This window comes from Paenibacillus sp. EPM92, assembly GCF_016586185.1.
GTDB lineage: Bacteria > Bacillota > Bacilli > Paenibacillales > NBRC-103111 > Paenibacillus_G > Paenibacillus_G validus.
Map to the genome: position 1 here is coordinate 61490 of NZ_BCPS01000067.1, position 22739 is coordinate 84228.

Annotated in this window: 27 protein-coding genes and 1 tRNA gene; 20 read left to right on the forward strand and 8 right to left on the reverse strand. The window is 53.1% G+C overall.

The features are described 5' to 3' along the window. Positions 1–5: 5 nt before the first annotated feature. The 3 genes from JMF85_RS14855 to JMF85_RS14865 all read right to left on the reverse strand — a co-directional run bounded on the left by JMF85_RS14855 (position 6) and on the right by JMF85_RS14865 (position 1655). Positions 6–200 (reverse strand): hypothetical protein, encoded by a 195-nt coding sequence (locus JMF85_RS14855; RefSeq protein ID WP_054798255.1) that lies wholly within the window; start codon positions 198–200, stop codon positions 6–8. Positions 201–267: 67 nt separating this feature from the next. After that, positions 268–1095, reverse strand: coding sequence for a hypothetical protein (locus tag JMF85_RS14860; protein ID WP_201318450.1), 828 nt, complete (start codon positions 1093–1095; stop codon positions 268–270). A gap of 251 nt (positions 1096–1346) precedes the next feature. Beyond that, the gene (locus tag JMF85_RS14865) at positions 1347–1655 is read right to left on the reverse strand and encodes a DUF3817 domain-containing protein (RefSeq protein WP_054798253.1); all 309 of its coding nucleotides are present in this window, start codon (positions 1653–1655) and stop codon (positions 1347–1349) included. 494 nt (positions 1656–2149) lie between these two features. Here JMF85_RS14865 and JMF85_RS14870 point away from each other — a divergent pair, with 494 nt between their 5' ends. The 6 genes from JMF85_RS14870 (at position 2150) to JMF85_RS14890 (ending at position 7303) form a co-directional block, all read left to right on the forward strand. Further along, positions 2150–3127 carry an HD domain-containing phosphohydrolase gene (locus JMF85_RS14870; RefSeq protein ID WP_236595862.1) on the forward strand — a complete coding sequence of 326 codons (978 nt, stop codon included), beginning with the start codon at positions 2150–2152 and terminating at the stop codon, positions 3125–3127. Between the two features lie 46 nt (positions 3128–3173). Further along, positions 3174–4178, forward strand: a complete 1005-nt coding sequence (locus JMF85_RS14875; RefSeq protein ID WP_155615691.1) for a globin-coupled sensor protein — start codon at positions 3174–3176, stop codon at positions 4176–4178. Positions 4179–4339: 161 nt separating this feature from the next. Then, positions 4340–4567 (forward strand): hypothetical protein, encoded by a 228-nt coding sequence (locus JMF85_RS28405; RefSeq protein WP_269103396.1) that lies wholly within the window; start codon positions 4340–4342, stop codon positions 4565–4567. After that, positions 4564–5103, forward strand: a complete 540-nt coding sequence (locus JMF85_RS14880) for an ATP-dependent DNA ligase (protein ID WP_269103397.1) — start codon at positions 4564–4566, stop codon at positions 5101–5103. Before JMF85_RS28405 ends, JMF85_RS14880 begins: the two co-directional genes overlap by 4 nt. 96 nt (positions 5104–5199) lie before the next feature. After that, positions 5200–5499 carry a putative quinol monooxygenase gene (locus JMF85_RS14885; protein ID WP_054798249.1) on the forward strand — a complete coding sequence of 100 codons (300 nt, stop codon included), beginning with the start codon at positions 5200–5202 and terminating at the stop codon, positions 5497–5499. A gap of 475 nt (positions 5500–5974) precedes the next feature. Then, complete coding sequence (locus JMF85_RS14890; RefSeq protein ID WP_127608451.1) at positions 5975–7303, forward strand: TIR domain-containing protein; 1329 nt, start codon at positions 5975–5977, stop codon at positions 7301–7303. A 69-nt stretch (positions 7304–7372) separates the two neighbouring features. Here the strand turns inward: JMF85_RS14890 and JMF85_RS14895 are convergent, their stop codons facing one another. From JMF85_RS14895 to JMF85_RS14905, 3 genes are all read right to left on the reverse strand, one after another. Next, positions 7373–7729: a hypothetical protein gene (locus JMF85_RS14895; protein WP_127608450.1), complete on the reverse strand. Its 357-nt coding sequence runs from the start codon at positions 7727–7729 to the stop codon at positions 7373–7375. Positions 7730–7839: 110 nt separating this feature from the next. Continuing rightward, positions 7840–7989, reverse strand: a complete 150-nt coding sequence (locus tag JMF85_RS14900; protein ID WP_155615679.1) for a hypothetical protein — start codon at positions 7987–7989, stop codon at positions 7840–7842. 142 nt (positions 7990–8131) lie between these two features. After that, positions 8132–8338 (reverse strand): hypothetical protein, encoded by a 207-nt coding sequence (locus JMF85_RS14905; RefSeq protein ID WP_201318452.1) that lies wholly within the window; start codon positions 8336–8338, stop codon positions 8132–8134. Between the two features lie 719 nt (positions 8339–9057). Here JMF85_RS14905 and JMF85_RS14910 point away from each other — a divergent pair. From JMF85_RS14910 to coaD, 3 genes are all read left to right on the forward strand, one after another. Beyond that, a tRNA-Lys gene (locus JMF85_RS14910) sits at positions 9058–9129 on the forward strand. A gap of 580 nt (positions 9130–9709) precedes the next feature. Beyond that, the gene (gene rsmD / locus JMF85_RS14915) at positions 9710–10261 is read left to right on the forward strand and encodes a 16S rRNA (guanine(966)-N(2))-methyltransferase RsmD (protein ID WP_201318453.1); all 552 of its coding nucleotides are present in this window, start codon (positions 9710–9712) and stop codon (positions 10259–10261) included. Positions 10262–10327: 66 nt separating this feature from the next. Further along, positions 10328–10843: a pantetheine-phosphate adenylyltransferase gene (coaD, locus tag JMF85_RS14920; protein ID WP_054798240.1), complete on the forward strand. Its 516-nt coding sequence runs from the start codon at positions 10328–10330 to the stop codon at positions 10841–10843. 17 nt (positions 10844–10860) lie between these two features. Here coaD and JMF85_RS14925 read toward each other — a convergent pair whose 3' ends face one another. Continuing rightward, complete coding sequence (locus JMF85_RS14925) at positions 10861–12147, reverse strand: nucleoside recognition domain-containing protein (protein ID WP_201318454.1); 1287 nt, start codon at positions 12145–12147, stop codon at positions 10861–10863. Between the two features lie 147 nt (positions 12148–12294). Here JMF85_RS14925 and JMF85_RS14930 point away from each other — a divergent pair, with 147 nt between their 5' ends. Further along, on the forward strand, positions 12295–13380 hold the full coding sequence (locus JMF85_RS14930) for a SepM family pheromone-processing serine protease (protein ID WP_127604606.1): 1086 nt from the start codon (positions 12295–12297) through the stop codon (positions 13378–13380). Here JMF85_RS14930 and JMF85_RS14935 read toward each other — a convergent pair. Beyond that, on the reverse strand, positions 13377–14639 hold the full coding sequence (locus tag JMF85_RS14935; RefSeq protein WP_155614357.1) for a nucleotidyltransferase: 1263 nt from the start codon (positions 14637–14639) through the stop codon (positions 13377–13379). The two genes, JMF85_RS14930 and JMF85_RS14935, sit on opposite strands and share 4 nt — an antisense overlap. 134 nt (positions 14640–14773) lie before the next feature. Between JMF85_RS14935 and JMF85_RS14940 the strand changes: the two genes are divergently transcribed. The 10 genes from JMF85_RS14940 (at position 14774) to rnc (ending at position 22700) form a co-directional block, all read left to right on the forward strand. Continuing rightward, complete coding sequence (locus tag JMF85_RS14940; protein ID WP_201318455.1) at positions 14774–15298, forward strand: YceD family protein; 525 nt, start codon at positions 14774–14776, stop codon at positions 15296–15298. 45 nt (positions 15299–15343) lie between these two features. Further along, on the forward strand, positions 15344–15517 hold the full coding sequence (gene rpmF / locus JMF85_RS14945; RefSeq protein ID WP_127604602.1) for a 50S ribosomal protein L32: 174 nt from the start codon (positions 15344–15346) through the stop codon (positions 15515–15517). Between the two features lie 163 nt (positions 15518–15680). Beyond that, entirely contained in the window at positions 15681–16289 is a 609-nt protein-coding gene (gene fapR, locus JMF85_RS14950; protein WP_054798551.1) for a transcription factor FapR, read from the forward strand. After that, a complete protein-coding gene (gene plsX, locus JMF85_RS14955) occupies positions 16273–17268 on the forward strand; it encodes a phosphate acyltransferase PlsX (RefSeq protein WP_127604600.1) in 996 nt (331 codons plus the stop codon). Before fapR ends, plsX begins: the two co-directional genes overlap by 17 nt. A gap of 6 nt (positions 17269–17274) precedes the next feature. Next, entirely contained in the window at positions 17275–18261 is a 987-nt protein-coding gene (locus JMF85_RS14960) for a beta-ketoacyl-ACP synthase III (RefSeq protein ID WP_127604598.1), read from the forward strand. Between the two features lie 42 nt (positions 18262–18303). Continuing rightward, a complete protein-coding gene (gene fabD, locus JMF85_RS14965) occupies positions 18304–19242 on the forward strand; it encodes an ACP S-malonyltransferase (RefSeq protein WP_127604596.1) in 939 nt (312 codons plus the stop codon). Between the two features lie 79 nt (positions 19243–19321). Further along, positions 19322–20062, forward strand: a complete 741-nt coding sequence (fabG, locus tag JMF85_RS14970) for a 3-oxoacyl-[acyl-carrier-protein] reductase (RefSeq protein WP_054798548.1) — start codon at positions 19322–19324, stop codon at positions 20060–20062. A 164-nt stretch (positions 20063–20226) separates the two neighbouring features. Continuing rightward, on the forward strand, positions 20227–20460 hold the full coding sequence (gene acpP, locus JMF85_RS14975) for an acyl carrier protein (protein ID WP_054798549.1): 234 nt from the start codon (positions 20227–20229) through the stop codon (positions 20458–20460). A gap of 179 nt (positions 20461–20639) precedes the next feature. Next, entirely contained in the window at positions 20640–21878 is a 1239-nt protein-coding gene (gene fabF / locus JMF85_RS14980; protein WP_127604594.1) for a beta-ketoacyl-ACP synthase II, read from the forward strand. A 117-nt stretch (positions 21879–21995) separates the two neighbouring features. Beyond that, positions 21996–22700, forward strand: coding sequence for a ribonuclease III (gene rnc / locus JMF85_RS14985; protein ID WP_127604592.1), 705 nt, complete (start codon positions 21996–21998; stop codon positions 22698–22700). Positions 22701–22739: the final 39 nt, after the last annotated feature.

Below are 22739 nucleotides of genomic sequence, written 5' to 3' on the forward strand. Positions count from 1 at the left end.
TTTCATTAGGCGTGATAGCTGCCGACCGGTTCGTTCAATACCCATTCAAGCAGCATGATTTGTTCGTCGAGCCGGTCGATTTGCTGCCGCAGCGGATGGTTGTCCGCGCCCGCGGCTTCGTTTTCCAGCCGGGACTCCAACGTTTTCTTCTGCATCAGAAGCTCGTTGAGCTTGCGTTTCACTTGATTTTCGGTTCTCATCGTTCCCACCCTTTCTTCTCTGGTATGATCTTACCAGAAAAGGGGAGAGCCGAAAAGGCTGGTCCGCTTAAACCATTTCTGCGTAAACGTGTTCATGAGCCTGGCTCAGGAAGGCATCGGGAACTGGGGCCTGAAGCTCGTAGAAAGGAACCGCGCGAACTGCTGAGCGGCACATCGCGGCGGTTTTGGCCGATTCATGCGGGTCGAGTGCTTGAAAGGCCAGTAAATACCGCAGTCGGCTGACGGCTTCGGTTTCGCTGAGCCGAATTCGGCGAGAATGGAGCGTAGGGCGGTTCAGCAGACACTCGTCTAGCTCGCCATTCAGATGGATTTCAAGCGGATTTCGCAACGAACCGCTGCGGAAAGGCGAATTGAACGCCCGGAGATGATCGCCGGACACTTTAATCAGCGCAGCTTCATCCGATAACAGGGTGTGGGCAAACGGCTTTTCGTTCGTCATGAATGGCCGTGGGGAGGACGTATCGGCGGACATGAGGACACGACCGTCTTCGATCCAACAAGTCGCCCGTACGAGGAGTCCCCACTCCCGGTATGTAATGAGCGCGCTGTACAACGTCAGGAGAGCCTGATTTAAAGCCAAAAGGTCATACGCCTCGATCGTTGCTTCCGAATAGTCGCGTGAGACGACGATCAGGAAGTCGCTTCGCCAATATTGTATGAATGCCGCAGTGCAGGAAATTTGCGCTGGCCGCCCGTCGAAGGATTGACCGTACCCTACGTTCGCGCTCAGGATGAGGTCGATCGGGGAGGCGAAGGTATAGCTGGTTGCCGGAACCGCGCAAAATGTACGCGCCGCCCACGTATATAACGTGTCCGAAGGCACTTCCATAACGAGACGGTGTTCGGCAATGTTCAATTCCAGCAAATGAAACATGCAAATCCCCTTTCTATAAATACGATACAAACCGTATAACGTCAGCTGTGACCTTTTACATTGCCGATAGTTTTCTGAAAGGAACAAGAACTGCTCCATTATGTAACTATAAGATACGTAATGTATCGAGTCAAGCGCTTTTATACACCGTTTGTATCCTAGATAAGAGAAAAGCGGAACTAAGGCATCCTCGTTCCAGGCTATCAGGCCGTAAAGCCCGGATATGAGCCGGAATGAAGATCCTTGTTCCGCTACTGCGGGATAGTTGGCCGCTGCTCTTTTCTCAGCCTTAGGTCGAACAGGAATGGCCCGAACGGCACGAAGGCGGCAATAATCGCAAGCCCTATTTTCCCCATGGACCAGCGATGCACGAAGGCAGCGTTGGCAATGGCCAGCAGGTACAGCACGAAGAAGAGGCCGTGGAGTTGCCCGACTGTCGTAACGGCTTGCGGCATCTCGAAGGCATACTTCAGTGGCATGGCGATTCCGAGCAGAATGAGGAAGGAAAGGCCCTCGATCGCACCGATCAAGCGCAAACGTCCTAGAGCGGTTGTGAGCATCGTTACACCTCGAATGACATTTATCGTTTAAAACTCACTCTTCATTATAACAACAGGCCGCAGGGAACGCCATGGACGAGATGTGAACATGAATCGAAATCAAATATTGATAATCTTCGGTATAAGATTGCTTCGATCGGATATCCTACATAAGGACGGTGACAAGAGAGGTGTGGTTCCGTTGGGCGATCTAACGAGCAATACCAGGGAAGTTGTTATTGAAACCAATTAGGAGCGAGGGGATGTGCCGCAGACACGTTAATGTAGTGCTAAACTGCATGGTGTGATCAAGGTTTGACCCGAGGTTCAGAAGGTTCAAGGCAGTGTACCCATTCCATCACCGTCAGGGACTCCGAGAGGAGTCCTTTTTTAATGCATGGATAATCGAACGTGTGTTCTTTGTTGGCCGTAAACAGGCCTGGACATTTGTGCGAAAGACGTGCTATTGTAACTTTGGTTACATTTATTTTGCATAAAGAATAAGGGGAATGGCCTTGAATCAGAACTTACGTATGTTCCTCTCGTTATCCGATGCCGTCATTATTACCGATGCCGACCATCGTATTCTTGATGTGAACCAGACATACGAGGAAATTACCGGGTACAAACGCGAGACCATCATAGGTGCCAGAGCAAGCATTCTAAAAACGAAATTTACCACAGAAGCGACCTATAGAAGCATGTATGAGGCGTTGCATAAAAAAGAGAGCTGGGCAGGCATTTTTATCAATAAAAAGAAGAGCGGCGAACTTTGGCATTCTTCCATTTCGATTACTCCTTTTCTTATCGAAGGGGAGTGGTTCTACGTCGGACTGTTCAGGGAACTGGAAGATTTGCGAGAAGGCATCTACATAGCGGAAGAACGAAGAAGCTCCTTTCAAGCTGCGCTTTTGAAAGTGCTGGCTATTTCCTGTGAAATCAGAGATCCCGCGATCGAGGAACATCTAACAAGAGTCCAGCAACTAACGGAGCGGTTAATAACGACTCATAATGAGCGCTTGAATCTTAAGCTGAAGGATGAATATGTCCGCAGTGTAAGTCACTCCAGCATTATGCACGATATTGGGAAATCCGGGGTACCCGAAGGTATTTTATATAAGCCGGGGCAGTTAACAAGCTATGAACGTTTAATTATTGAAATGCATCCGCTCATTGGTGTAGATATTCTCGAAAAAATAAATGCAGAGCTGGACGATGAGTTTTTTAAAGATGAATTCGATGTAGCCAGAAACATTATCCTGCACCATCACGAGAAATGGGACGGATCTGGTTATCCTCATCGATTGAAAGGCGCTGACATCCCGTTAGAAGCTCGTATTGTCAGTGTGGTGGATGTTTATGACGCTTTAACTTCACGAAGGCCTTACAAGGAAATTTGGGGAAAGGAGAGATCATTGGAATTCCTGCTGGACCACCGTGGATCGTTCTTTGATCCGGATATTATAGATTCGTTTCTTCTTATAATGAAATAAAAGTAGAGTAAGCAGATTTGACTTCATGATGCAGAGGAGCGTACCCATGCTAAACTTATCGGAAGCACGAAAACAACAGCTTGATTACATCGGCATTACCAGCGAAGATTTAACGCTTTTGCAAAGTAAAGAACCTATATTTAAAGAAGTCGTGGACACACTGGTTGATGAACTGTATGAACGGATCATGCAGCGATCAGAACTGAAACGGATTATTGAGGCTCACAGCACGGTTGAACGATTGAAAGAGACGCAAAGGTGGTATTTTCTTTCGCTTGCGACCGGTACCATTGACAATGAATTTATTGAAAAAAGGATTTTTATAGGTCAGGTTCATTCTCGAATCGGTTTAACGACGCAGTGGTATTTAGGAACGTATTTGCTGTATTTGGACTTGGCAACCCATCATTTCAAACGGACGATGCCTGACGCATGGTTATCGGTCATCCAAGCGCTTACCAAAATGTTTAATTTCGATTCTCAATTAGTTTTGGAAGCTTATGAATTCGAAGAGAAGAAGAAAGTCCAAACGCTCGCTGATGAACGGGGCCGTCTCTTGCACGGGATTAGTTCCGCCGTCCAGGAACTTGCTTCGATGATGGTGGAACTCAGCAGCAGCAGCCAATCGGTTGCAGATTCCGCTATTCGTTCCTCGGAATCTCAGGATAAATCCTATCATATGGTGCAATCGCTTACTCAAGAAGTGACGCATATTGAAAATATGGGTTCCCTGATCAAAGAAATATCGGATCAAACTCATTTACTTGGTCTCAACGCGGCCATTGAAGCGGCGCGCGCCGGTGATCAGGGGCGCGGCTTTGAGGTTGTAGCCAATGAAGTTCGTAAATTAGCTTCAAGGTCGAAGGAGGCGCTTGAGCAAATTCAGGAGAAGCTTGAAGTGATTTCACGTTTACTGCGAGAGGTTGAGCATGAGTCCCACCAAACGTCCATCCAAGCGCGGACCCAGGCGGCCAGTTCCGAGGAGTTATCTTCGTTTGTGCAGATGATTGAGAAAGTGACCGCTGATCTTGAGCAATTGCAATCCAACTGAAACCCCAGTGATTCCCTGATTATTCGTGCATAATCCCCGTGGTACAATGATTGCGGGTGATTCTTATGTTCATAGCGCCGATGCTGCTTGAATCACGTCCGGAGCCATTCTCAGACGACGGATGGATTTTTGAACCGAAACTTGATGGTCATAGGGTGATCATGTCGCGGCAATCCGATGAAACCAGATTATGGACGATGCAGGGGAATGAATGCACGAGGCAATTTCCCGAGCTGCACCTGCCGCCAATGGACGGCGATTTCGTGCTGGATGGCGAAGTCTGCTGCACCGATCCGGAGACAGAAGCGATAGATGTTGAGCTTGTGATGGAACGATTCCGGCTGAAAAAGAAAACAAAATCGATACGTACTCGAAACAGCAGCCGGTGAATTATATAGTTTGGGACATTTTGTTCCATAAGGGTCGGGATTTGCGGCAGCTGCCGCTAATGAAGCGACGCTCGATTCTGGAGTCTGTTCTTGAGTCGAATCCGAATATATCGATCGTGCCGCATATCGATGGCCGCGGTGAGGATCTATGGGAATATGTCGTGGCGAACCGAATGGAGGGGATTGTCGGAAAGCGGAAAAACAGTAAATACGTGTCCAGGCAATCCCATGATTGGCAGCAAATTATTAACTACCAGTATGCGGATGTGTACCTTGCAGGGTATCGTAAAGATGGATCGGGTTGGCTGATTCATCTGGAAGAGAACGGCAGGCTGCGTCCTTCAGGCATGCTCGAGCTTGGGGTGACGGCTGAGCATCGAGAAACGTTTATGAGCCTGTCCCGGAAACTCCAAGCCCGTGAAGGCCCCAGCTTTGTCTATTTGGAGCCGAAGATAAGAGCTCGGGTGAAATACCGGAACCGGACGCGCGGCGGGATGCTGCGGAAGCCGGAGCTTGTTCAAATTTGTGCAGAATGAACGCATGCATGAAGCGGGTGGATCGGCTATACTCAGGAGAGTGCAGGCGATCCCCGCACTTGGTAAACAGAATCGTTACATCAGGAGGATGAACCCGTGATCGCATTTACAGCTACGTTAAAAGCAAAGCCTGGAAAAGAAAAGGAACTTGAAGAAGCGCTGATTCATATGGTGTCACAGGTGCAAAACGAGGAAGGGGCGTTGGCGTATACCCTGCTCCGGGCCAAAGACGATCCGGGCCAATTTACATTCTACGAAAAGTATAAAGATCAAGCGGCCTGGGATTTCCATGACAACACTCCGCATATACGGGAATTGCGCGAAAAGTTTGCCTTGCTGGTAGATGGAGAAATTAAGCTGACCCATTATGAAGAAATCGCATCCATCCGCCGGTAATTTTTTGAACGTAGAGATACAATAATTTCTTTGTCACGGGACATCCTACATAAGGACGGTGACAAGAGAGGTGTGGTTTTCGTTGGGCGATCTAACGAGCAATACCAGGGAAGTTGTTATTGAAACCAAATAGGAGCGAGGGGATGTGCCAAAGACACATTAATGTAGTGTACAACTGCATGGTGTGATCAAGGTTTGACCCGAGGTTCAGAAGGTTCAAGGCAGTGTACCCATTCCATCACCGTCAAGGGACTCCGAGAGGAGTCCTTTTTATTTTGCGGCGCGACGGGGAACGTATGTTCCGGAGATATGAGATGAGATGACCAAGCCCGGCAGGACAATGGCCATTACAAAAAAACGATATACTTTTATGGTGATATTTGTTATTTTTTATATGATTGAACTATAGGGTTGTTTCCAATGGTGCAGGAACGTTTGTGTATGGTGACAGGCCATCTTTCGAAGAGGTGCACAGATGAAAGTCTTTATTAGTTACAGCCATGAGGATAAAGATATAACCAATCGAATTGTACGCGAATTAGAAACAGCGGGTCACCACATTTGGCTGGATTCCTGGAGAATCGAACTGGGTGACAATATTTTTGAAAAAATTAAAGAGGGCATTGATAACGCGGATGCCATCATCGTCGTCATCAGTAAAAATTCTCTGAACTCCAGAGGGGTGTTAAAAGAATTTTCGGCAATGGCGCTGGCAGATATATCAAGGGGCAGCAGAAGGATCATACCGGTCCTCATTGACAAAAGCAGCGTGCCCAGTTATCTTTCGGAAATCAAGTATTTAGATTTATCGTCTAACTTTGAAGATGGACTTAAAGAGTTAATCGAAAGCTTGTTCGATAGAGTCGAAGATGGATTTACAGCAGCGGCATCGAACACTTTTACAGTTTCGCACGATAAAGATATTAAAGTCATTGCCAAATCGTTGTCGGACGGAAGGCTCACCTTGATTTGCGGAGCCGGTATTTCCATAAGTGCGGGGATTCCGGCTTGGAATGTGCTATTAAATAAACTATTGGAATCCATGATGACCCGAATATCGAATAATCATGATATTTCAATCGATTTCAGCAATATCGATGACATTAACAGCAGATATTCCAGTCTAATCATCGGCAAGTACCTGAAAAATAATCTGGGCGATGACTTCCAGGCAGAAGTGCGCAATGCCCTGTACTCCTCCGATATTAGGATTAACGATACGATCGAATCCATAGCAAATCTGGCACGGCCCCAACGGGATCGCAAACCGCTTGATTCCATTATAACCTTTAATTTTGACTCGCTCATTGAAGAGCATCTTACTAACAATAATATAAAAAATAAACCGATTTATTGTGAAGGTTTAAAACACAATTCCGATGAAATCCCCATTTATCATGTGCATGGTTACTTGCCAAGATCAAGCCCTATTCCAAAGGATTCCAATATTGTGTTTAGTGAGGATTCCTATCATAGTCAATTTATCGAACCTTTCAGCTGGTCCAATCTTATTCAGCTCAATAAGTTAAACCAGAACACGTGTCTATTGATTGGTTTAAGTTTAACGGATCCTAATTTAAGGCGCTTGCTGGATGTGTCCTCCAGGAAAAATTCAGAGAAGAAAATCAATCATTATATTATTAAGAAGGTACCTACAACTTATCGCGGGGATACTGAGATCATAGATAGACTGGCTTTTTTATTGGAAGAGCAGGATGCGAATGATTTAGGGCTTAATGTATTGTGGATTCATTCGTTCGAAGAAATTCCCGACATTTTAAATCGAATCAATATTGAATCATGATGATGTAGAATGACTAGAACAGGGATGAATGCACTCAAGTCAGGAAAAAATACGGCAACGCGTATGTGTTTACTGGAAGTGCGTGATAAACTGGATCAGGCGAATATAGTCCTCGATAAACATAGGATTCGCAGCTGCAAGCTGGCCTCTGTACCCTACAGACGTCAGCTTGTTTGGTTTTCGTTTATAAGAAAAGTGCTGGAAGGTTGTACAGCCGATTAGAAGCATGGAGAAGTTGGAGCAGATGAGGTCAGTTTTCAGAAAACGGTCGGAGCGCGACTGGTTTCTGCTGGTGATGGGCGTTAACGTGGGCTGCGGATCGGTGACCTGCTGCAGCAGATACTTAGCTACAGCGTGCCGAGCATCACCATGCGATACATGGGGACCAACCAAGACATTATAGACGAAGCTATTGGCGACTTTCACTTGTGAAGTGCAGCATCGGATTGATCCCCTATGAAATCCCGATCATAGATGCCGGAAGCCACCCTATTCCTAAATGTCTACACAAATGGATTCACTGCGGGGTCTATAATTTAAATAATCAAAAGCTTTTTGAGGATGAATTCAATAAATCCTTGCTTCTTACGTTTTCTTTTCGATCTAGGTATAAATGGAGATTCATGGGCACTCTTTCTTGAGAGAAGCAGGTTTAGTTCTTCTTGAGTCAAGCCGGCTTCGAACATGGTGATTCAACTCCTTAATAACATCGTTCCCATTAAGAATATCGGCAACCTCGAGCACTAACTGAATAGGGAGAAAAGGGGAATCTCTTTCGCTTTCCAAAGGAATGAGATTTTTCTCCCTCTAAGGGGAGAAGAGGCCATCTTAATGCCCCTCTTCTCTGTGCTGCGCTTGCTCCTTACAGCTGTCCTTGTATAAAAAATTTAAGAAGAATAGCGGCGACGTGTAGAGTTCGGTACTTCCTAAAGTCTCCGCCCAACTAATAATAACTAAGAAAGGCAAAAGACCTATGACGAAGACAGCTAAGAACAAGCCAACAGAAAGCGATAAAAGTGCTTTTCTGATCGACATACTTCCCACCTCCCGTCTGTCTTTATCTTCTATGTATATGCATGAAGGCTTGGTCATATTTGGGAAAAGCCGAAACATGTCCGGAATGGCTTATCTACTTCGCGGCTTAACGATCGACATCCCTACTGGGTTTTGCCATGCCAGAGCTTTTCGTGCGTTTCGAGCTTTTTTAAGAGATCATTCTCTGCTTCCAAAAGCTTAACGCGCGCCTCAGCACGTAGCAACTTCTCTTCAACCGATAACACCCTGCGGCCTTTCTGCCCGTCGTTCCTTTTCCTCGCCGGTTTTCCAGCAACCCCGCTTTTCCACTAGTCGCATATACGTTGCGCCAACGCAACAGACTCTTCTTCGACGTCTCATGACCGATGACTGCCAGATTGAATCCTGCTTTTAAGATGATCTCTATAGGTGTTACGCCCTCTTGATAGGCTTGTACAGCGGCAACTTTAAGCGCTGGGGGAATACGTTATGGTTTTTTCCGATACACGAAGAACACTCGGATTTTACTCATGCTGTTTGATTTCTTGCTCTGTAAATGTTTTTGAAACTCCTCTGGGTTTTCCCATGATCCAACCCTCGCTCGCATCTCTATGATTCGATTAAAACACAAATGACCCGCAAGAGGGTCACTTTTTTCAAAGTGTCCATCTTACGGGTCACATTTCAAGCTGGTGGGGGACTTGATTTTTTATCGTAAAGTGATATAATATACCCAATTCAGGTCCGTAGCTCAATGGCAGAGCAACCGGCTCTTAACCGGTAGGTTGTGGGTTCGACCCCCACCGGGCCTATATAGGAATGTCTCCCTACTGACCTTTAATTAGGTCAGTTTTTTATTTTTCAAAGAACAAATTTATGTGCCGTGCAGGCCAGCTCGTGGCGGGATCCCGCGACCGTCCCCAAAAGTGGGGATTGTTTCGTCCGCTACTGCTGCAGACTCATCAGGTGGATCTATAAAGCATCCACTCGATACCCGGTTTCATCCTGGAACGCAGCCGCCGGGGCAAACGCTAAAAGGAATCCCCCAATATTTATGGACAAAAATTAAAAAATCAACCGTGGTGAAATATCAGGATTATAATAAAATTCTTATCTATCAAGGGTTTGAGGGTTAAAACAAAATTCGGGCCCCGTCTCGCGACGAGGCCCTTTCATGGGAGAGGAGAAACCGGACGAAGAGCTTATGGGGAACGTAAGTCTTCTCCGCGGTTGTCTACGACATTTTCGGATGTCGATGATATAAGGATGACCGCAAGAACGGTAAGTTATACATCGGGTGACAAATTTTTTTCGAAGTTCTTTGTGCAATGTTTACCGTTTATGGTACGATAGCGATGACAATCCATGCAAGCAGAAGGAAGGCTTTTCGACATGAGAGTGATTTCGGGGGATGCCCGGGGACGAGCGCTGAAAGCGGTGCCGGGCACGGGGACCAGGCCTACGACGGATAAAGTGAAAGAAGCGGTATTCAGTATGATTGGTCCGTATTTCGACGGCGGACAGGTGCTTGACCTGTTCGGGGGTACGGGCGGACTCGCGATTGAGGCGCTCAGCCGCGGGATGGAACGCGCGGTTTTGACGGATACCGACAAGAAAGCGATCGATACGATTCGGCAAAATTTGCAGGTAACCGGTTTCGCGGACCATGCCGAGGTGTATCGCAATGATGCAAGCCGGGCATTGAAGGCGCTTGCGAAGCGGGAGGTCAAGTTCGATCTCGTGTTTCTCGATCCGCCTTATAAATTGAAGGTGATCGGCGGCTTGCTCGAGCAGCTTATGCAGGACGAGCTGTTGGCGGAAGGCGCCACGGTCGTTGTCGAGCATGATGCGGAGGATCGTTATGACGATCCGGTAGGGGAGCTCGCCCCGTTGCGACGAGCGGAGTATGGGGATACGGCGATCACCATTTTCCGTAAGGGCTGACGAAGGGCGGAACCTGCGTGAACCGACATAATAGAGGGATGTATACAGAGGGAGCTGACCGTACGAATGGATGCAAGTGTGCAACGAAGTGATAGAGTGGCGGTATACCCGGGCAGTTTCGATCCGGTGACGAACGGGCATTTGGACATTATCCGCAGGGCGGCGAAGGTATTTGACAAGCTGGTCGTCGCGGTACTGAACAATACGAGCAAAAATCCGCTGTTCACGGTGGAGGAACGTACCGAGCTGCTGCGCAAGGTGACTGCCGACTTGCCGAATGTGGAGATCGACAGCTTCCGCGATTTGCTGATTAATTATATGAAGCAAAAGGATGCGCAATTGATCGTCCGGGGGCTGCGGGCCGTTTCCGATTTTGAATACGAGCTTCAGCTCGCGTCTACGAATCGCAAGTTATGCGAGGACATCGAGACGTTCTTTATGACGTCCACGCCGAAATATTCCTACTTAAGCTCGAGCATTGTTAAGGAAGTCGCCCGCTTCCACGGACCGGTGGTCGACTTGGTGCCGCCGGAAGTGGAGCGGGCGCTGCGCGGGAAATATGGGAGCAGGCCAAAGGCGTAACCGGCGTTAGAGGCCGGTTACGCCTTTCGTCCCCGCCCACGTCGGAACAAGAAGGCGGCGAATACGGACAGGACGAGCATGACGAGCAGCATGCTGCCGAACTGCAGCATCATCGGGCTGATGAACGGCCACCCCTGGTTCTGCTCAAGCGACCAACCGCCGTTCCAGGCGGCAATCGGCGCCCAGGTAGACACAGCGGCGCCTTCCTGGAAATACTGCAGGAGCGGGCGCCAGGCCAGCAAGGTCAGGACAAAGGCGATGCCGCCGTGCTGCAGCCTTGCCGACAAGAAGCGGACAAACCGCAGGTCGGTGGCGGCGGTGAAGCTGCGCACCTGGGCGTGCGTGGATAGCCCGCCCCAAGCGAGCAGCGCGCTGAGTGCGGCATACCCGAGCGAGGACGCGCTCCCGGGAGGGCCGACCTGCTGCGTCATCGCATAAGCGCCCAAATGCGGCTCGATGATCCCGGTCATCAAGGCGGTCAACAGCGACGCAGCTTCGCCTTGTCCGATATCGCTGACAACAGCGACGACGATGGAGGTCAGCCCGTCGATCATACCCGTCAACGGGATCGCTTGAAGCAGGACGGAGAACATCATCATATAACCACCGATGACGAACAATTGCTGGACGCCGGAAGATACCGCGTCGCCAAGCAGCTTGCCGAACGTACGGCCGTCGCGGCTGCGAGCATCTTCCAGCGTATGCCAGAAGCGGCTAAGGAAGCCGCGTTCGCCCGGCTGCGTGTCGTAAACGCTCCGCGCTTCGTTCGCCCGCTCTGCGCGAAGGCGGTGCGCCAAGGCCATCAGCAGCGCCGAGCCGTAATGAATGACGGCGAGGGCAAGGCCGGCGGCCGCGCTGTGCAGGAAGCCGACGCCCACGACGCTGATCAAGATGACAGGGCTCAGCAGATGGGATACGGCGAGCAGCCGTTCGCCTTCGTCGCGCGTCAGCTGCCCGTCCTTGCGCATGCCGCCGATGGCGGCGGCACCCGCCGGCATCCCCGCCGTGAATGCGATCGCCATCACGAAGCCGCCGATGCCAGGCACGCGGAACAGGATGCGGAACAGCGGTTCGAGCAGCACGCCTAACGCGTGCAGAGCGCCGAGACCGCGCAGCATCTCGGTGAGGATCAGGAAGGGCAGCAGGGCGGGGAAGACAAGCTTCCACCAGAGCTGCAAGCCTTGTAAAGACGATTGAAATGCCAGGTCGGGGAATAAGATGATGCTGATGACTAAAGCAAGCGCCGAGGCGCCTAACAGGAGCGTCGTGAATTTGGGGGAGAATAAGCTGGATAACCGCGGCATACGAACCCCTCCGGCTTGTCAGAATGGTACATGTTTACGCTTGGCCCGCATGGATTAGACCTGACGGGCGTACGATAGACAAGAACCGGGAGAACCGGAAGAGGCAGATTCGGGTAGAAGATCCGATACGGGAGAGAGGAGAGCCGTATGGAGGACAGAAGACATGTGAAGCAGGCGTCCCGCATCGTATTTAGCGTCTTTATCGCGATCGGGCTGCTGTTTATCGTTTATTTTATTCCGCTGCCGCTGTATGTGTTTAAACCGGGTACGGCGGAGGTGCTCGCGCCGATGGTGCAAGTCAAACAGGCGGCCGGTGCGGATCGCGGCGAGTTTATGCTGACGACGGTGGAGCTTAGCGACGTCAATCTCGTCAGCTATGTGCTGTCGTTCGTGAGACCTTATCAGGAACTTCGGCTCAAGAAGGAGCTGCTGCAAAACAACGAAACCCGCGAGGAGTACTCGCAGCGGCAAGAAATTGTGATGCTGACCTCGCAGGCGGACGCGATTCAGGCGGCCTACAACAAGCTAGGGGTGCCGTATCATATTCAGAAGGACGGCGTCGTGGTCCAGCAGGTGTACCCCGAATTTCCGGCGAGCGAAACGCTGCATGCGGGAGACTACATTCTGGAGATTGACGGGCAGGCCATCCAAACGTATGAAGAGTTGCGGGCTGCGGTGGGAAATAAACAAGCGGGAGACACGGTCAAGATCGTTTACAAGCGAGGCGGCGTCACCCGAACGAAAGACATTGCGCTGGCCGTGCTTCCGGAACAGGAAGACATGGCGGAGAACGCCAAGCGCGTGGGACTGGGCATTGTGCCGACTGAAGTACACAGCGTGAAAGCGGAATCGCCCGATCATCAAATTGAGATCAAAGCCGGAGAAATCGGCGGTCCGTCCGCCGGACTTATGTTTGCGCTTGAAATTTATAACCGGTTAAGCGCGGAAGATATTACGAAGGGGTATAAAATCGCCGGTACTGGCGAAATTGATCCCGACGGCAAGGTCGGCGTCATCGGCGGCATCAAACATAAAGTCGTGGCCGCCGACCGGGCCGGGGCGGAAATTTTCTTCGCGCCCGAGGACTACAAGTCGCCGACCGGCGGGACAATTCCCAATTACTCGGATGCCAAGGCGAGGGCGGAGGAGATGGCTACATCGATGAAAATCGTGCCGGTCGCGACGCTGGACGACGCTTTGAAGTATTTGGCTGCGTTGACGCCGAAGCCTTAATCGTCCGGATTGCCGGTAGAGGCTAACCGCACCGGCGGCTCGTAATAATCGCGCAGCCAGTCCCGCGGACCGGAATCGCGGTAAGCCAGCGCGTGCACGGAAGTCGCACGCACATCCATCGCTAAGAGAGGCGAAGATTCCCGGGTCACTTTCGTGATGACGGGGACCTTCGCTTTCGTTTTCATCGCCCGCAGCAGCTCGCGTCCGCGCGGGCTGAAGCCCAGCACGCGAATGTACGGCGCCCCTTGCCGCAGAAGCTCCGGCGCAAGGTCCGCCTTGCGGTGCTCGAGCAGGATGCGCAGCAGCGTCCGCTGCAGCTTCGTGCGGGTATACCGCCGTGTCTTGAGCCGTTCCAGCAGCGCCTCCACCGTCCGTCCGCTGCGGGCCTCCTCAGGGTCCATCTCGCGAAGTGCCGCGGCGATGCGGTGCTCAAGTCCTTCGTTGACCTCGCAGCAGTCGGCAAGCCGCTCCGGCGGCTGGGAGAGCAGCTTGTGCAGCAGCGGCTGCGCGAACAGTTCCCAATGCACCGGCGCGCGGCCGGCCCGCCATTCGCGCTCCAGGATGTCTGCCGTGGCTGGCGGCACGTAAGGGCGAATGGCATCCAGCGAGCCGCCGCCGAGCAGCAGCTTGCGCAGGGCGGTAGCGCTGGCAATGCAGCCGTCGGTCACGTCCGCTTGGTTGTAATCCGCCTTCGTGCGGCGGATCGTCCTGGGCGTTATGGAGCTGCCCAGCCGATGCAGGGCAATCAAGTAATGCAGGCCAAGCGTATTGTTCGGCTTTGCCAATTCGTCAACGTCTGCGCCGGGCACGAAGCGGGCGACGGTCCGGCTGTAAGCGGCCGGGTAAGGCAGGCCGCCGGCAAGCTCTTCCCGCAGCAGGGCCGCGAACGCCGGCGGCTCGCGGTGCAGCAGCTCGGCTGCGGCGCTCAGCACGGACAGGTCGCCGCTCTCGCTGCCGAAGCAGAGGCTGTCGACGACGCCCGTCGCCTCAAGCACGGACACCGCACCGTACGCGAACCATTCCGCGGGCTGCGCGGCATAAGCGACGGGCAGCTCGAGCACCAGATCGGCGCCCATGGCGAGCGCCATCTCCGCGCGAGCCCACTTGTGGACAATCGCGGGCTCCCCGCGCTGCAGGAAGTGGCCGCTCATGACGCAGACGGCGGCGTCTGCGCCCGTTTCCTTTTTCGATTGTTGGTAATGATAGTAGTGACCATTATGCAGCGGATTATATTCGACGATAAGACCTACTGTACGCATGGCGGCGATTCCCCCGGATATTTGACTCCTGCTGTCTATCGTTCTATGATTTTACATGATAGCATGAACTGAAAATGTTGACAAAAGGTGAAGCGAGTCGATATAATAATCTTTGTTTGTTTGGAGTGATGCCCATGTTTATACAACTGAAGGAATTGGCGACCAAAGGCTCGATCCGGCTGGAAGGTCAAGAGGATCTCACCGACAACCTGCCCAAGACGGGAAGCTTGCTCGGATACGGACCGCTTCAGGTTCGGCTCGAAGCGCGTGATGTCGAAGGCGCGGCTGAAGTTGACGGAGAACTCGAGATCGACGTCGAGCAATCGTGCTCGAGATGCTTGGCTCCGGTGGCGCAGCATGTGACGGTCCCTTTTCATGAATCGTTCGTGAAGGGTGAAGAGAAGGCGATCGATGAAGAGAGCGACGAGGACGAGGAAGACGACGACGTTCTCTACGTAACCGGAGATCGCATTGAACTGAAGCCTTATTTGGCGGAAGCAGTCATGCTGTCGCTTCCGTTCATTCCGTTATGTAAAGAAGATTGCAAGGGCTTGTGTCCCGTTTGCGGTACGGATCGCAACGAACGCGAATGCGGCTGCAAGCAGGAGAAGGTTGATCCGCGATTGGCCGGGCTGGCGGACTTTTTCAAGGACGAGTAGCTCCGGGGCGCCGAACGCGTGAATTCGTTGAAGGAGGTGGGAAATATGGCAGTACCTCAAAGGAGAACGTCCAAAACACGCCGTGACAAGCGTCGGACTCACTTTAAATTGGAAGTACCGGGTATGGTGAAATGTGACAATTGCGGCGAATTGAAGTTGGCTCACCGCGTTTGCAAATCTTGCGGCACGTATAAGAACAGAGAGATCATCAACCAGTAATTTCATACACACACAAAGAGATAGTATCCGCCGCCAAGGTTGGGTGCTATTTTTTTTGCCTGTCCTCGCTTCCCTTTTCTTGCCGAATCCAGTATACTTTTCTTTATGACTTGGTCATAAGATATAGTGTAAATCATAGGATATACGTAGATTGGATCATAAGGTGGTGCTCGCGATCGAACGCCTTCCCAAAAGACAACGCCAGCAGCAACTGGCGAAAGCTATTGAACAAAATCCTTTCATCACCGACGAGGAGTTGACTCGGCTGTTTCAGGTCAGCATTCAGACGATTCGTCTGGATCGGCTCGAGCTCGGGATTCCGGAGCTGCGCGAGCGGATGAAGCTGATGGCCGAGCAGTCTTACGACCAAGTGCGTTCGCTGCCGCTTCACGAGGTGATCGGGGACGTCATCGACTTGCAGCTCGACAAGAGCGGGATATCGATGTTTGAAATTAAAGAGGAGCATGTGTTCTCGCGAACGAAAATCGCGCGGGGCCACCACATCTTCTCGCAAGCCAATTCGCTTGCCGTGGCGCTCATTAACGATCAGGTCGCATTGACGGCGGCCGCGGACATCAGGTTCGTCCGCCCGGTTCGCCTTTCCGAAAAATGTATTGCCAAAGCATATGTACGTTCCATCTCCAAAGGCAAAGCTAAGGTGGAAGTGTTTACTTACGTTGGCGACGAAGTGGTGTTCCAAGGCAATTTTATTATTTATCACGCGAGCAAAGACCGCTCCGAAGGAGGAGAACTGCATGCGGATAGCGATTGACGCGATGGGAGGGGACCACGCCCCTGCGGCGCAAGTGGAAGGCGCGCTGCTGGCGGCTGCGGAATGGTCCGATACGACCGTCGTGCTCGTGGGCGACAGCGCCCGAATCGAACCGCTGCTTCAAGGCAGGAAGCCGGCGAATGTGGAGGTCCGTCATGCCTCGGAAATCATCGAAGCCGAAGACGAACCGGTGAAAGCCGTCCGGCGCAAGAAGGACGCTTCGATGGTAATCGCCGGGCGTATGGTAAAAGACCGCGAGGTCGACGCGATGATCTCGGCCGGCAATACCGGCGCGCTGATGACGACGGGGCTGCTCGTGGTCGGCCGGATTAAAGGGATTGAGCGTCCGGCGCTCGCTCCGATGCTGCCGTCGCTGGACGGCGAAGGGGTGCTTGCGCTGGACTTGGGCGCGAATATGGACGCGACGCCCGAACAGCTTGTGCAATATGCGATTATGGGCAGCATCTATCGCAGCAAGGTACATGGCCTGAAGGAGCCGCGTGTAGGCTTGCTTAACGTCGGTACCGAAGCGATGAAAGGCAATGAACTTACGAAAGCGGCGTACCCGCTGCTGGAACAGGCGCCGGTTCGATTCGTCGGCAACATCGAGTCGCGCGACATCTTGAAGAAGCCATGCGACGTGATCGTCTGCGACGGCTTCGCCGGCAACATTATGCTGAAATCGCTGGAAGGAGCGGCTTCGGTCATTTTTTCCGTGCTCAAAACGGAATTCACGCGCACGTGGTATACGAAATTGGCCGCAGCTGTCGTGAAGAAGGGAATCGGGCAGTTCCGGAAAAAGATGGACTACAACGAGCACGGGGCGGCGCCTCTGCTCGGCGTGGACGGGCTCGTGCTGAAAAGCCACGGCTCTTCCAACGCGCTCGCCATCAAGAATGCCGTGCGCCAAGCGCGCATTGCGGTTTCGAACGAACTGGTCAGCAGTATACGGGTGGAAATCAGTAACGGAAGCGAGTGACCTAAGATGAGTTTATTGCCTGTCGGCATCATCGGTACGGGTAAATATGTGCCTGAACGGGTGTTAACCAATCAGGAGCTGGAACAAATGGTGGAAACGAACGATGAATGGATCGTCTCCCGGACGGGCATCCGCGAACGCCGACTCGCGTCGAGTGAGCAAGCAACGTCGGATTTGGCGTACGAGGCGGCGCTCATCGCCCTGCGCAATGCGGGCGTGAGCGCCGAGAATCTCGACTTGATTATCGTGGCGACGGTGACGCCGGACATGTCTTTTCCGTCCACCTCCTGCATTTTGCAGGAGAAGCTGGGCGCCAAGAAGGCGGCTGCGTTCGACCTGTCCGCGGCCTGCTCCGGTTTTATATACGGTCTCGCGACCGGCTCGAACTTTATAGCGACCGGCGTGTACAAGAATGTGCTTGTCGTGGGAGCGGAATGCTTGTCCAGGATTACGGATTACACGGACCGCAACACCTGCATTTTGTTCGGGGACGGGGCAGGCGCGGTCGTGCTCGGCCAAGTGCCGGAAGGACGCGGTTTCAAATCGTTCGAGCTGGGCGCCGACGGCACCGGCGGTCCGCTGCTGAGGGTAGCCGCCGGGGGCTCACGCTGTCCGGCAACGCCGGAGACGCTTCAAGGCAAAGATCATTTCATCTATATGGCCGGAGCGGAAGTGTTCAAATTCGCCGTTCGCATTATGGGTGGTGCGGCGGAAGAAGCGCTTCGCAAAGCGGGTCTGGAGAAGAGCGACATCGATCTGCTCGTTCCGCATCAAGCGAACATCCGGATTATTCAATCGTCGCTGCAGCGTCTGGAGCTCAGCGAAGACAAGTGCATGATCAACTTGGATAAATACGGCAACATGTCAGCAGCCTCGATCCCGGTGGCTTTGGCGGAAGCCGTGGAAGCGGGACGGGTCCGGGAAGGCGACTGCGTCGTGCTTGTCGGGTTCGGCGGCGGTTTGACTTGGGGCGCATCCGTGCTGATTTGGTAACAACGCGATCGTAAGGGGTCAATCGTTGAAGGAGGCTTTCTGATGGGGAAATTGGCATTTGTGTTTCCGGGACAAGGGGCGCAGGCGGTCGGCATGGGCAAAGACATCGTCGAAGCCGACCCGGAGGCGAAACGCGTATATGAGGCTGCGGATGAAGCGCTTGGTATGGCGTTAAGCCGCATTATCCTGGAAGGACCGGAGGCCGAGCTGAAGGCGACGTACAACACGCAGCCGGCGCTCTTGACGACGAGTATCGCCTACCTGGAACGCTTCCAGGCGCGCTACGGCTTGAAGCCGGATTATGTCGCCGGCCACAGTCTGGGCGAATACTCGGCGCTGGTGGCGGCGGGCGTTATGAGCTTCGCCGATGCGGTGCGCACCGTGCGGGCGCGCGGGGAGTTCATGGAAGCCGCCGTGCCGAGCGGACAAGGGGCCATGGCGGCCGTTCTCGGCGCGGACCGCGAAGCGCTGAAGTCGCTGTGCGCGTCAATCAGCGGCGAAGCTGGCATCGTTGAACTGGCGAACTTGAACTGCCCCGGCCAAATTGTCGTATCCGGCAGTGTGGCGGGCGTTCAGGCCGTCGGCGAGCGGGGCAAAGAGGCGGGCGCCAAACGGGTTATTCCGCTTGAAGTGAGCGGTCCGTTCCACTCTTCCATGATGCGTCCGGCTTCGGAGAAGCTGGCCGGGGTGTTGTCCGGCATCGAGATGGCGCGCGCTGCAATTCCCGTTGTCGCTAACGTCAACGCCCGGCCGGTACAGGATCCGGCGGAAATCCGCAGCCTGCTCGTGGAGCAAGTATACAGCTCCGTCCTGTGGGAAGACAGCGTAGTCTGGTTGATCGCCGAAGGCGTGGATACGTTCGTCGAATTCGGCAGCGGCAGCGTGCTGGCGGGGCTGATCAAAAAAATCGACCGCAGCGTTACGGTGCATTCGATCAACAGCTTGGAAGCGCTCGAGAAATTTCAAATCGAATCCGTGTGACCCCAAGGGTTGGGGTTGCTTAGGATCGGAGTTCCGCGCGAAGTTATCTGCCGGAACGCGAATCTGGGAGGGATAACGTATGCTTACGGGAAAAGTGGCGCTCGTGACGGGCGCATCGCGCGGGATCGGCCGCGCCATCGCGGTTACGCTTGCCGAAGCGGGCGCCGATGTCGTCGTCAATTATGCGGGCAGCGAAGCGGCGGCGGCGGAGACAGTCGCGCTGATCGAGGCTCTCGGACGCCGTTCGTTCAAGGTGCGGGCGAATGTCGGTTCTTCGCAGGAAGTGGACGAGATGTTCAAGCAAGTGCTGGAGACGTTCGGCCGCATCGACATTCTGGTCAACAACGCCGGCATTACGCGCGACAATTTGATCATGCGCATGAAAGAGGAAGAGTTCGACCAGGTGATCGAAACGAACCTTAAAGGCGTGTTTAATTGTGTGAAAGCGGCGACGCGTCCGATGATGAAACAGCGTTCCGGCCGCATCATCAACATTTCGTCGGTCGTCGGCGCGCTCGGCAACGCGGGACAGGCGAATTACGTGGCGGCCAAAGCCGGCGTCATCGGGATGACGAAGGCGACGGCGAAGGAGTTGTCCTCCCGCGGCATAACGGTCAACTGTGTTGCTCCGGGCTTTATCGAGACCGACATGACCGACAAGCTGTCCGAAGAACTGCGCTCCGGCTTGCTTCAGCAAATTCCGCTCGCCCGTCTCGGGAAGCCGGAAGATATCGCGAAAGCGGTGCGGTTCCTGGCGTCCGACGATGCGTCTTACATGACCGGCCAAACGATACACGTCGACGGCGGCATGTATATGTAACGGACGCCACGGCAACAATGAGCAAAGGTATTCGGTCGTAAACGCCCGATTTCGGGCGATATGCGTCGAAAACGGAAGTCCTCGTGTTTTTTTAACTGCGATTGGGGCTGGCTATGGCAATTTGTCCATAAGTTAAGTATAATACCAAAGAGGAGGTGAACCGGATGTCCGACGTAATAGATCGCGTAAAGCGAATCGTCGTTGACCGTCTTGGCGTTGATGAGGCGGAAGTGACCTTGGAAGCATCGTTTAAAGATGATTTAGGTGCCGATTCTCTCGATGTAGTGGAGTTGGTTATGGAATTGGAAGATGAGTTTGATATGGAAATCTCTGACGAAGACGCAGAGAAAATCGCTACTGTAGGTCAAGTAGTTGAGTACATAAAATCTCATACGTAAGACGTATAAGTCCCGTTACTGTTAAGCGACGGGACTTATCTCCATCTCCGCCTAACGAGGAGCGAAGCCCGGTATATAAGCGCTCTCCTGTTTGACGTAATTGGCTACTAATTCTGGTGACAACGAGAATCGGACGATGCCGGTCTCGGTGCAACCATATTCATAGAGGTGGGTTTATAGTGAAGCAAAGAGTCGTGATAACCGGTCTTGGTGTTATGTCCGCGCTCGGCCGCGAAGTGGAAACGTTCTGGTCGAATTTGCTTGCGGGGAAATCCGGGGTCAGCACCATCGAATCGTTCGATGTAAGCGAGTACCCTACACGGATTGCTGCAGAAATTAAAGACTTCGTTGTTGAAGAATATGTGGATAAGAAAGAAGCGCGCCGCATGGACCGTTTTGTTCAGTTCGCCGTTGCGGCGACGCTGAATGCGTTGAAGGACGCGCAGCTCGACGTTCGCGAGCAAACCGATCCCGAACGCGTCGGGGTGTATGTCGGCTCGGGAATCGGCGGTTTGTCGACATGGGAAGAGCAGCACAAGATTTTGCTTGAAAAAGGACCGAAGCGCGTCAGTCCGTTCTTCATTCCGATGATGATCGCGAACATGGCATCGGGCCAAATTTCGATGATCACCGGTGCAAAAGGCCCGAACAGCACGGCGGTTACGGCTTGCGCAACGGGAACGCACTCGATCGGCGACGCCTACAAAACGATCCAGCACGGCGATGCCGATGTGATGATTTGCGGCGGCGCGGAAGCGACGATCAGTCCGACGGGCGTGGCCGGCTTCTGTGCGCTGCGCGCCATGTCTACCCGCAACGACGAGCCGGAGAAGGCGAGCCGGCCGTTCGATACAGGCCGCGACGGCTTCGTGATGGGGGAAGGGGCCGGGATTTTGATTCTGGAGTCGCTGGAGCATGCGCAGAAGCGCGGCGCCCGTATTTACGGCGAAGTGATCGGATACGGGATGAGCGGCGATGCGTACCATATGACCGATCCGGATCCGGACGGCGCGGCCCGCTGCATGGTGAAAGCGGTCAAGGACGCCGATATTCCATTTGAAGCGATCGATTACATCAATGCGCACGGCACGTCGACCCCGGTCGGGGACAGGTCTGAAACGACCGCGATCAAGAAAGCGTTCGGCGACCATGCCTACAAGCTGGCGGTCAGCTCGACCAAATCGATGACGGGTCATCTGCTTGGGGCGGCCGGCGGTGTCGAAGCGCTGATCTGCGCGCTCGCGTTGAAGAACAGCATCATTCCACCGACGATCAACCTCGACAATCAAGATCCGGAATGCGATCTGGATTACGTGCCGAACACGGCGCGTCCGGCGGATCTCGGCATCGTGATGTCCAACTCGTTCGGCTTCGGCGGCCACAACGCCACCATCATTTTGAAAAAATACGAGGCGTAACTTGCCTCACCAGAATTTGATCCTGCACGATGTTTAATGGGGCTGGGCGAGCTTGGCGGAAGTTACGCATTAGGCGCCCAGCCTCATAACCAATAGCCTATACGAAGGTGATACGACATGCATCGTAATTTAAAACAGTTGCAATCGGAGCTGTCCATCCCGTTTGGGAATCCGGACCTGCTAAGGCAGGCGTTTACGCATTCGTCCTACGTGAACGAGCACCGCATGGGTCATCATAAGGACAATGAGCGCATTGAATTTTTGGGAGACGCGGTGTTGGAACTTACGGTATCCGAATATTTATATGAGAAATACCCGGACCGGACAGAAGGAGAATTGACGAAGCTGAGAGCTTCAATCGTTTGCGAACCTTCGCTCGTCGGTTTTGCCGAGCAGCTCCAATTCGGTTCTTATGTGCTGCTAGGCAAAGGCGAAGAGCTGACTGGGGGACGCACCCGGCCTGCGCTTTTGGCGGACGTGTTCGAATCGTTCATCGGGGCGCTGTATCTGGACCAGGGACTCGAGGTGGTGCGCATGTTTTTGCAGCGGCATATGTTTCCTTACCTGCCGGAGCAGGGGCGGTTATTGACGGCCGATTACAAAACCTTGCTGCAGGAGCATACGCAGCAGCACAATCTCGGTCCGCTTGAGTACAGAATCGTGGACGAACGCGGACCGGCGCACGAGCGGGTGTTTATCGCCGAAGTGTTTCTGCACGATCGGATGCTCGGGCAAGGGGCGGGGCGCTCCAAGAAAGAAGCGGAGCAGCATGCGGCTGCCGGGGCGCTTGAAGCTTTGAAGGTAAGAACGGTGCAATCGTAAAGCAAGGAGGAGCGGCGGCCGGTGGTCGCCGTTTCTTTT

Coding starts and splice junctions, on each gene's coding strand:
- JMF85_RS14935 (WP_155614357.1), bottom strand. CDS start 14,639: ATGCGTACAGTAGGTCTTATCGTCGAATATAATCCGCTGCATAATGGT.
- JMF85_RS14925 (WP_201318454.1), bottom strand. CDS start 12,147: ATGCCGCGGTTATCCAGCTTATTCTCCCCCAAATTCACGACGCTCCTG.
- JMF85_RS14890 (WP_127608451.1), top strand. CDS start 5,975: ATGAAAGTCTTTATTAGTTACAGCCATGAGGATAAAGATATAACCAAT.
- JMF85_RS14865 (WP_054798253.1), bottom strand. CDS start 1,655: ATGCTCACAACCGCTCTAGGACGTTTGCGCTTGATCGGTGCGATCGAG.
- JMF85_RS14960 (WP_127604598.1), top strand. CDS start 17,275: ATGAGTTTATTGCCTGTCGGCATCATCGGTACGGGTAAATATGTGCCT.
- plsX (WP_127604600.1), top strand. CDS start 16,273: ATGCGGATAGCGATTGACGCGATGGGAGGGGACCACGCCCCTGCGGCG.
- acpP (WP_054798549.1), top strand. CDS start 20,227: ATGTCCGACGTAATAGATCGCGTAAAGCGAATCGTCGTTGACCGTCTT.
- JMF85_RS14930 (WP_127604606.1), top strand. CDS start 12,295: ATGGAGGACAGAAGACATGTGAAGCAGGCGTCCCGCATCGTATTTAGC.
- rsmD (WP_201318453.1), top strand. CDS start 9,710: ATGAGAGTGATTTCGGGGGATGCCCGGGGACGAGCGCTGAAAGCGGTG.
- JMF85_RS14860 (WP_201318450.1), bottom strand. CDS start 1,095: ATGTTTCATTTGCTGGAATTGAACATTGCCGAACACCGTCTCGTTATG.
- JMF85_RS14905 (WP_201318452.1), bottom strand. CDS start 8,338: ATGTCGATCAGAAAAGCACTTTTATCGCTTTCTGTTGGCTTGTTCTTA.
- JMF85_RS28405 (WP_269103396.1), top strand. CDS start 4,340: ATGTCGCGGCAATCCGATGAAACCAGATTATGGACGATGCAGGGGAAT.
- fabD (WP_127604596.1), top strand. CDS start 18,304: ATGGGGAAATTGGCATTTGTGTTTCCGGGACAAGGGGCGCAGGCGGTC.
- JMF85_RS14855 (WP_054798255.1), bottom strand. CDS start 200: ATGAGAACCGAAAATCAAGTGAAACGCAAGCTCAACGAGCTTCTGATG.
- JMF85_RS14940 (WP_201318455.1), top strand. CDS start 14,774: ATGTTTATACAACTGAAGGAATTGGCGACCAAAGGCTCGATCCGGCTG.
- rnc (WP_127604592.1), top strand. CDS start 21,996: ATGCATCGTAATTTAAAACAGTTGCAATCGGAGCTGTCCATCCCGTTT.
- fabG (WP_054798548.1), top strand. CDS start 19,322: ATGCTTACGGGAAAAGTGGCGCTCGTGACGGGCGCATCGCGCGGGATC.
- JMF85_RS14875 (WP_155615691.1), top strand. CDS start 3,174: ATGCTAAACTTATCGGAAGCACGAAAACAACAGCTTGATTACATCGGC.
- JMF85_RS14900 (WP_155615679.1), bottom strand. CDS start 7,989: ATGTTCGAAGCCGGCTTGACTCAAGAAGAACTAAACCTGCTTCTCTCA.
- coaD (WP_054798240.1), top strand. CDS start 10,328: ATGGATGCAAGTGTGCAACGAAGTGATAGAGTGGCGGTATACCCGGGC.
- rpmF (WP_127604602.1), top strand. CDS start 15,344: ATGGCAGTACCTCAAAGGAGAACGTCCAAAACACGCCGTGACAAGCGT.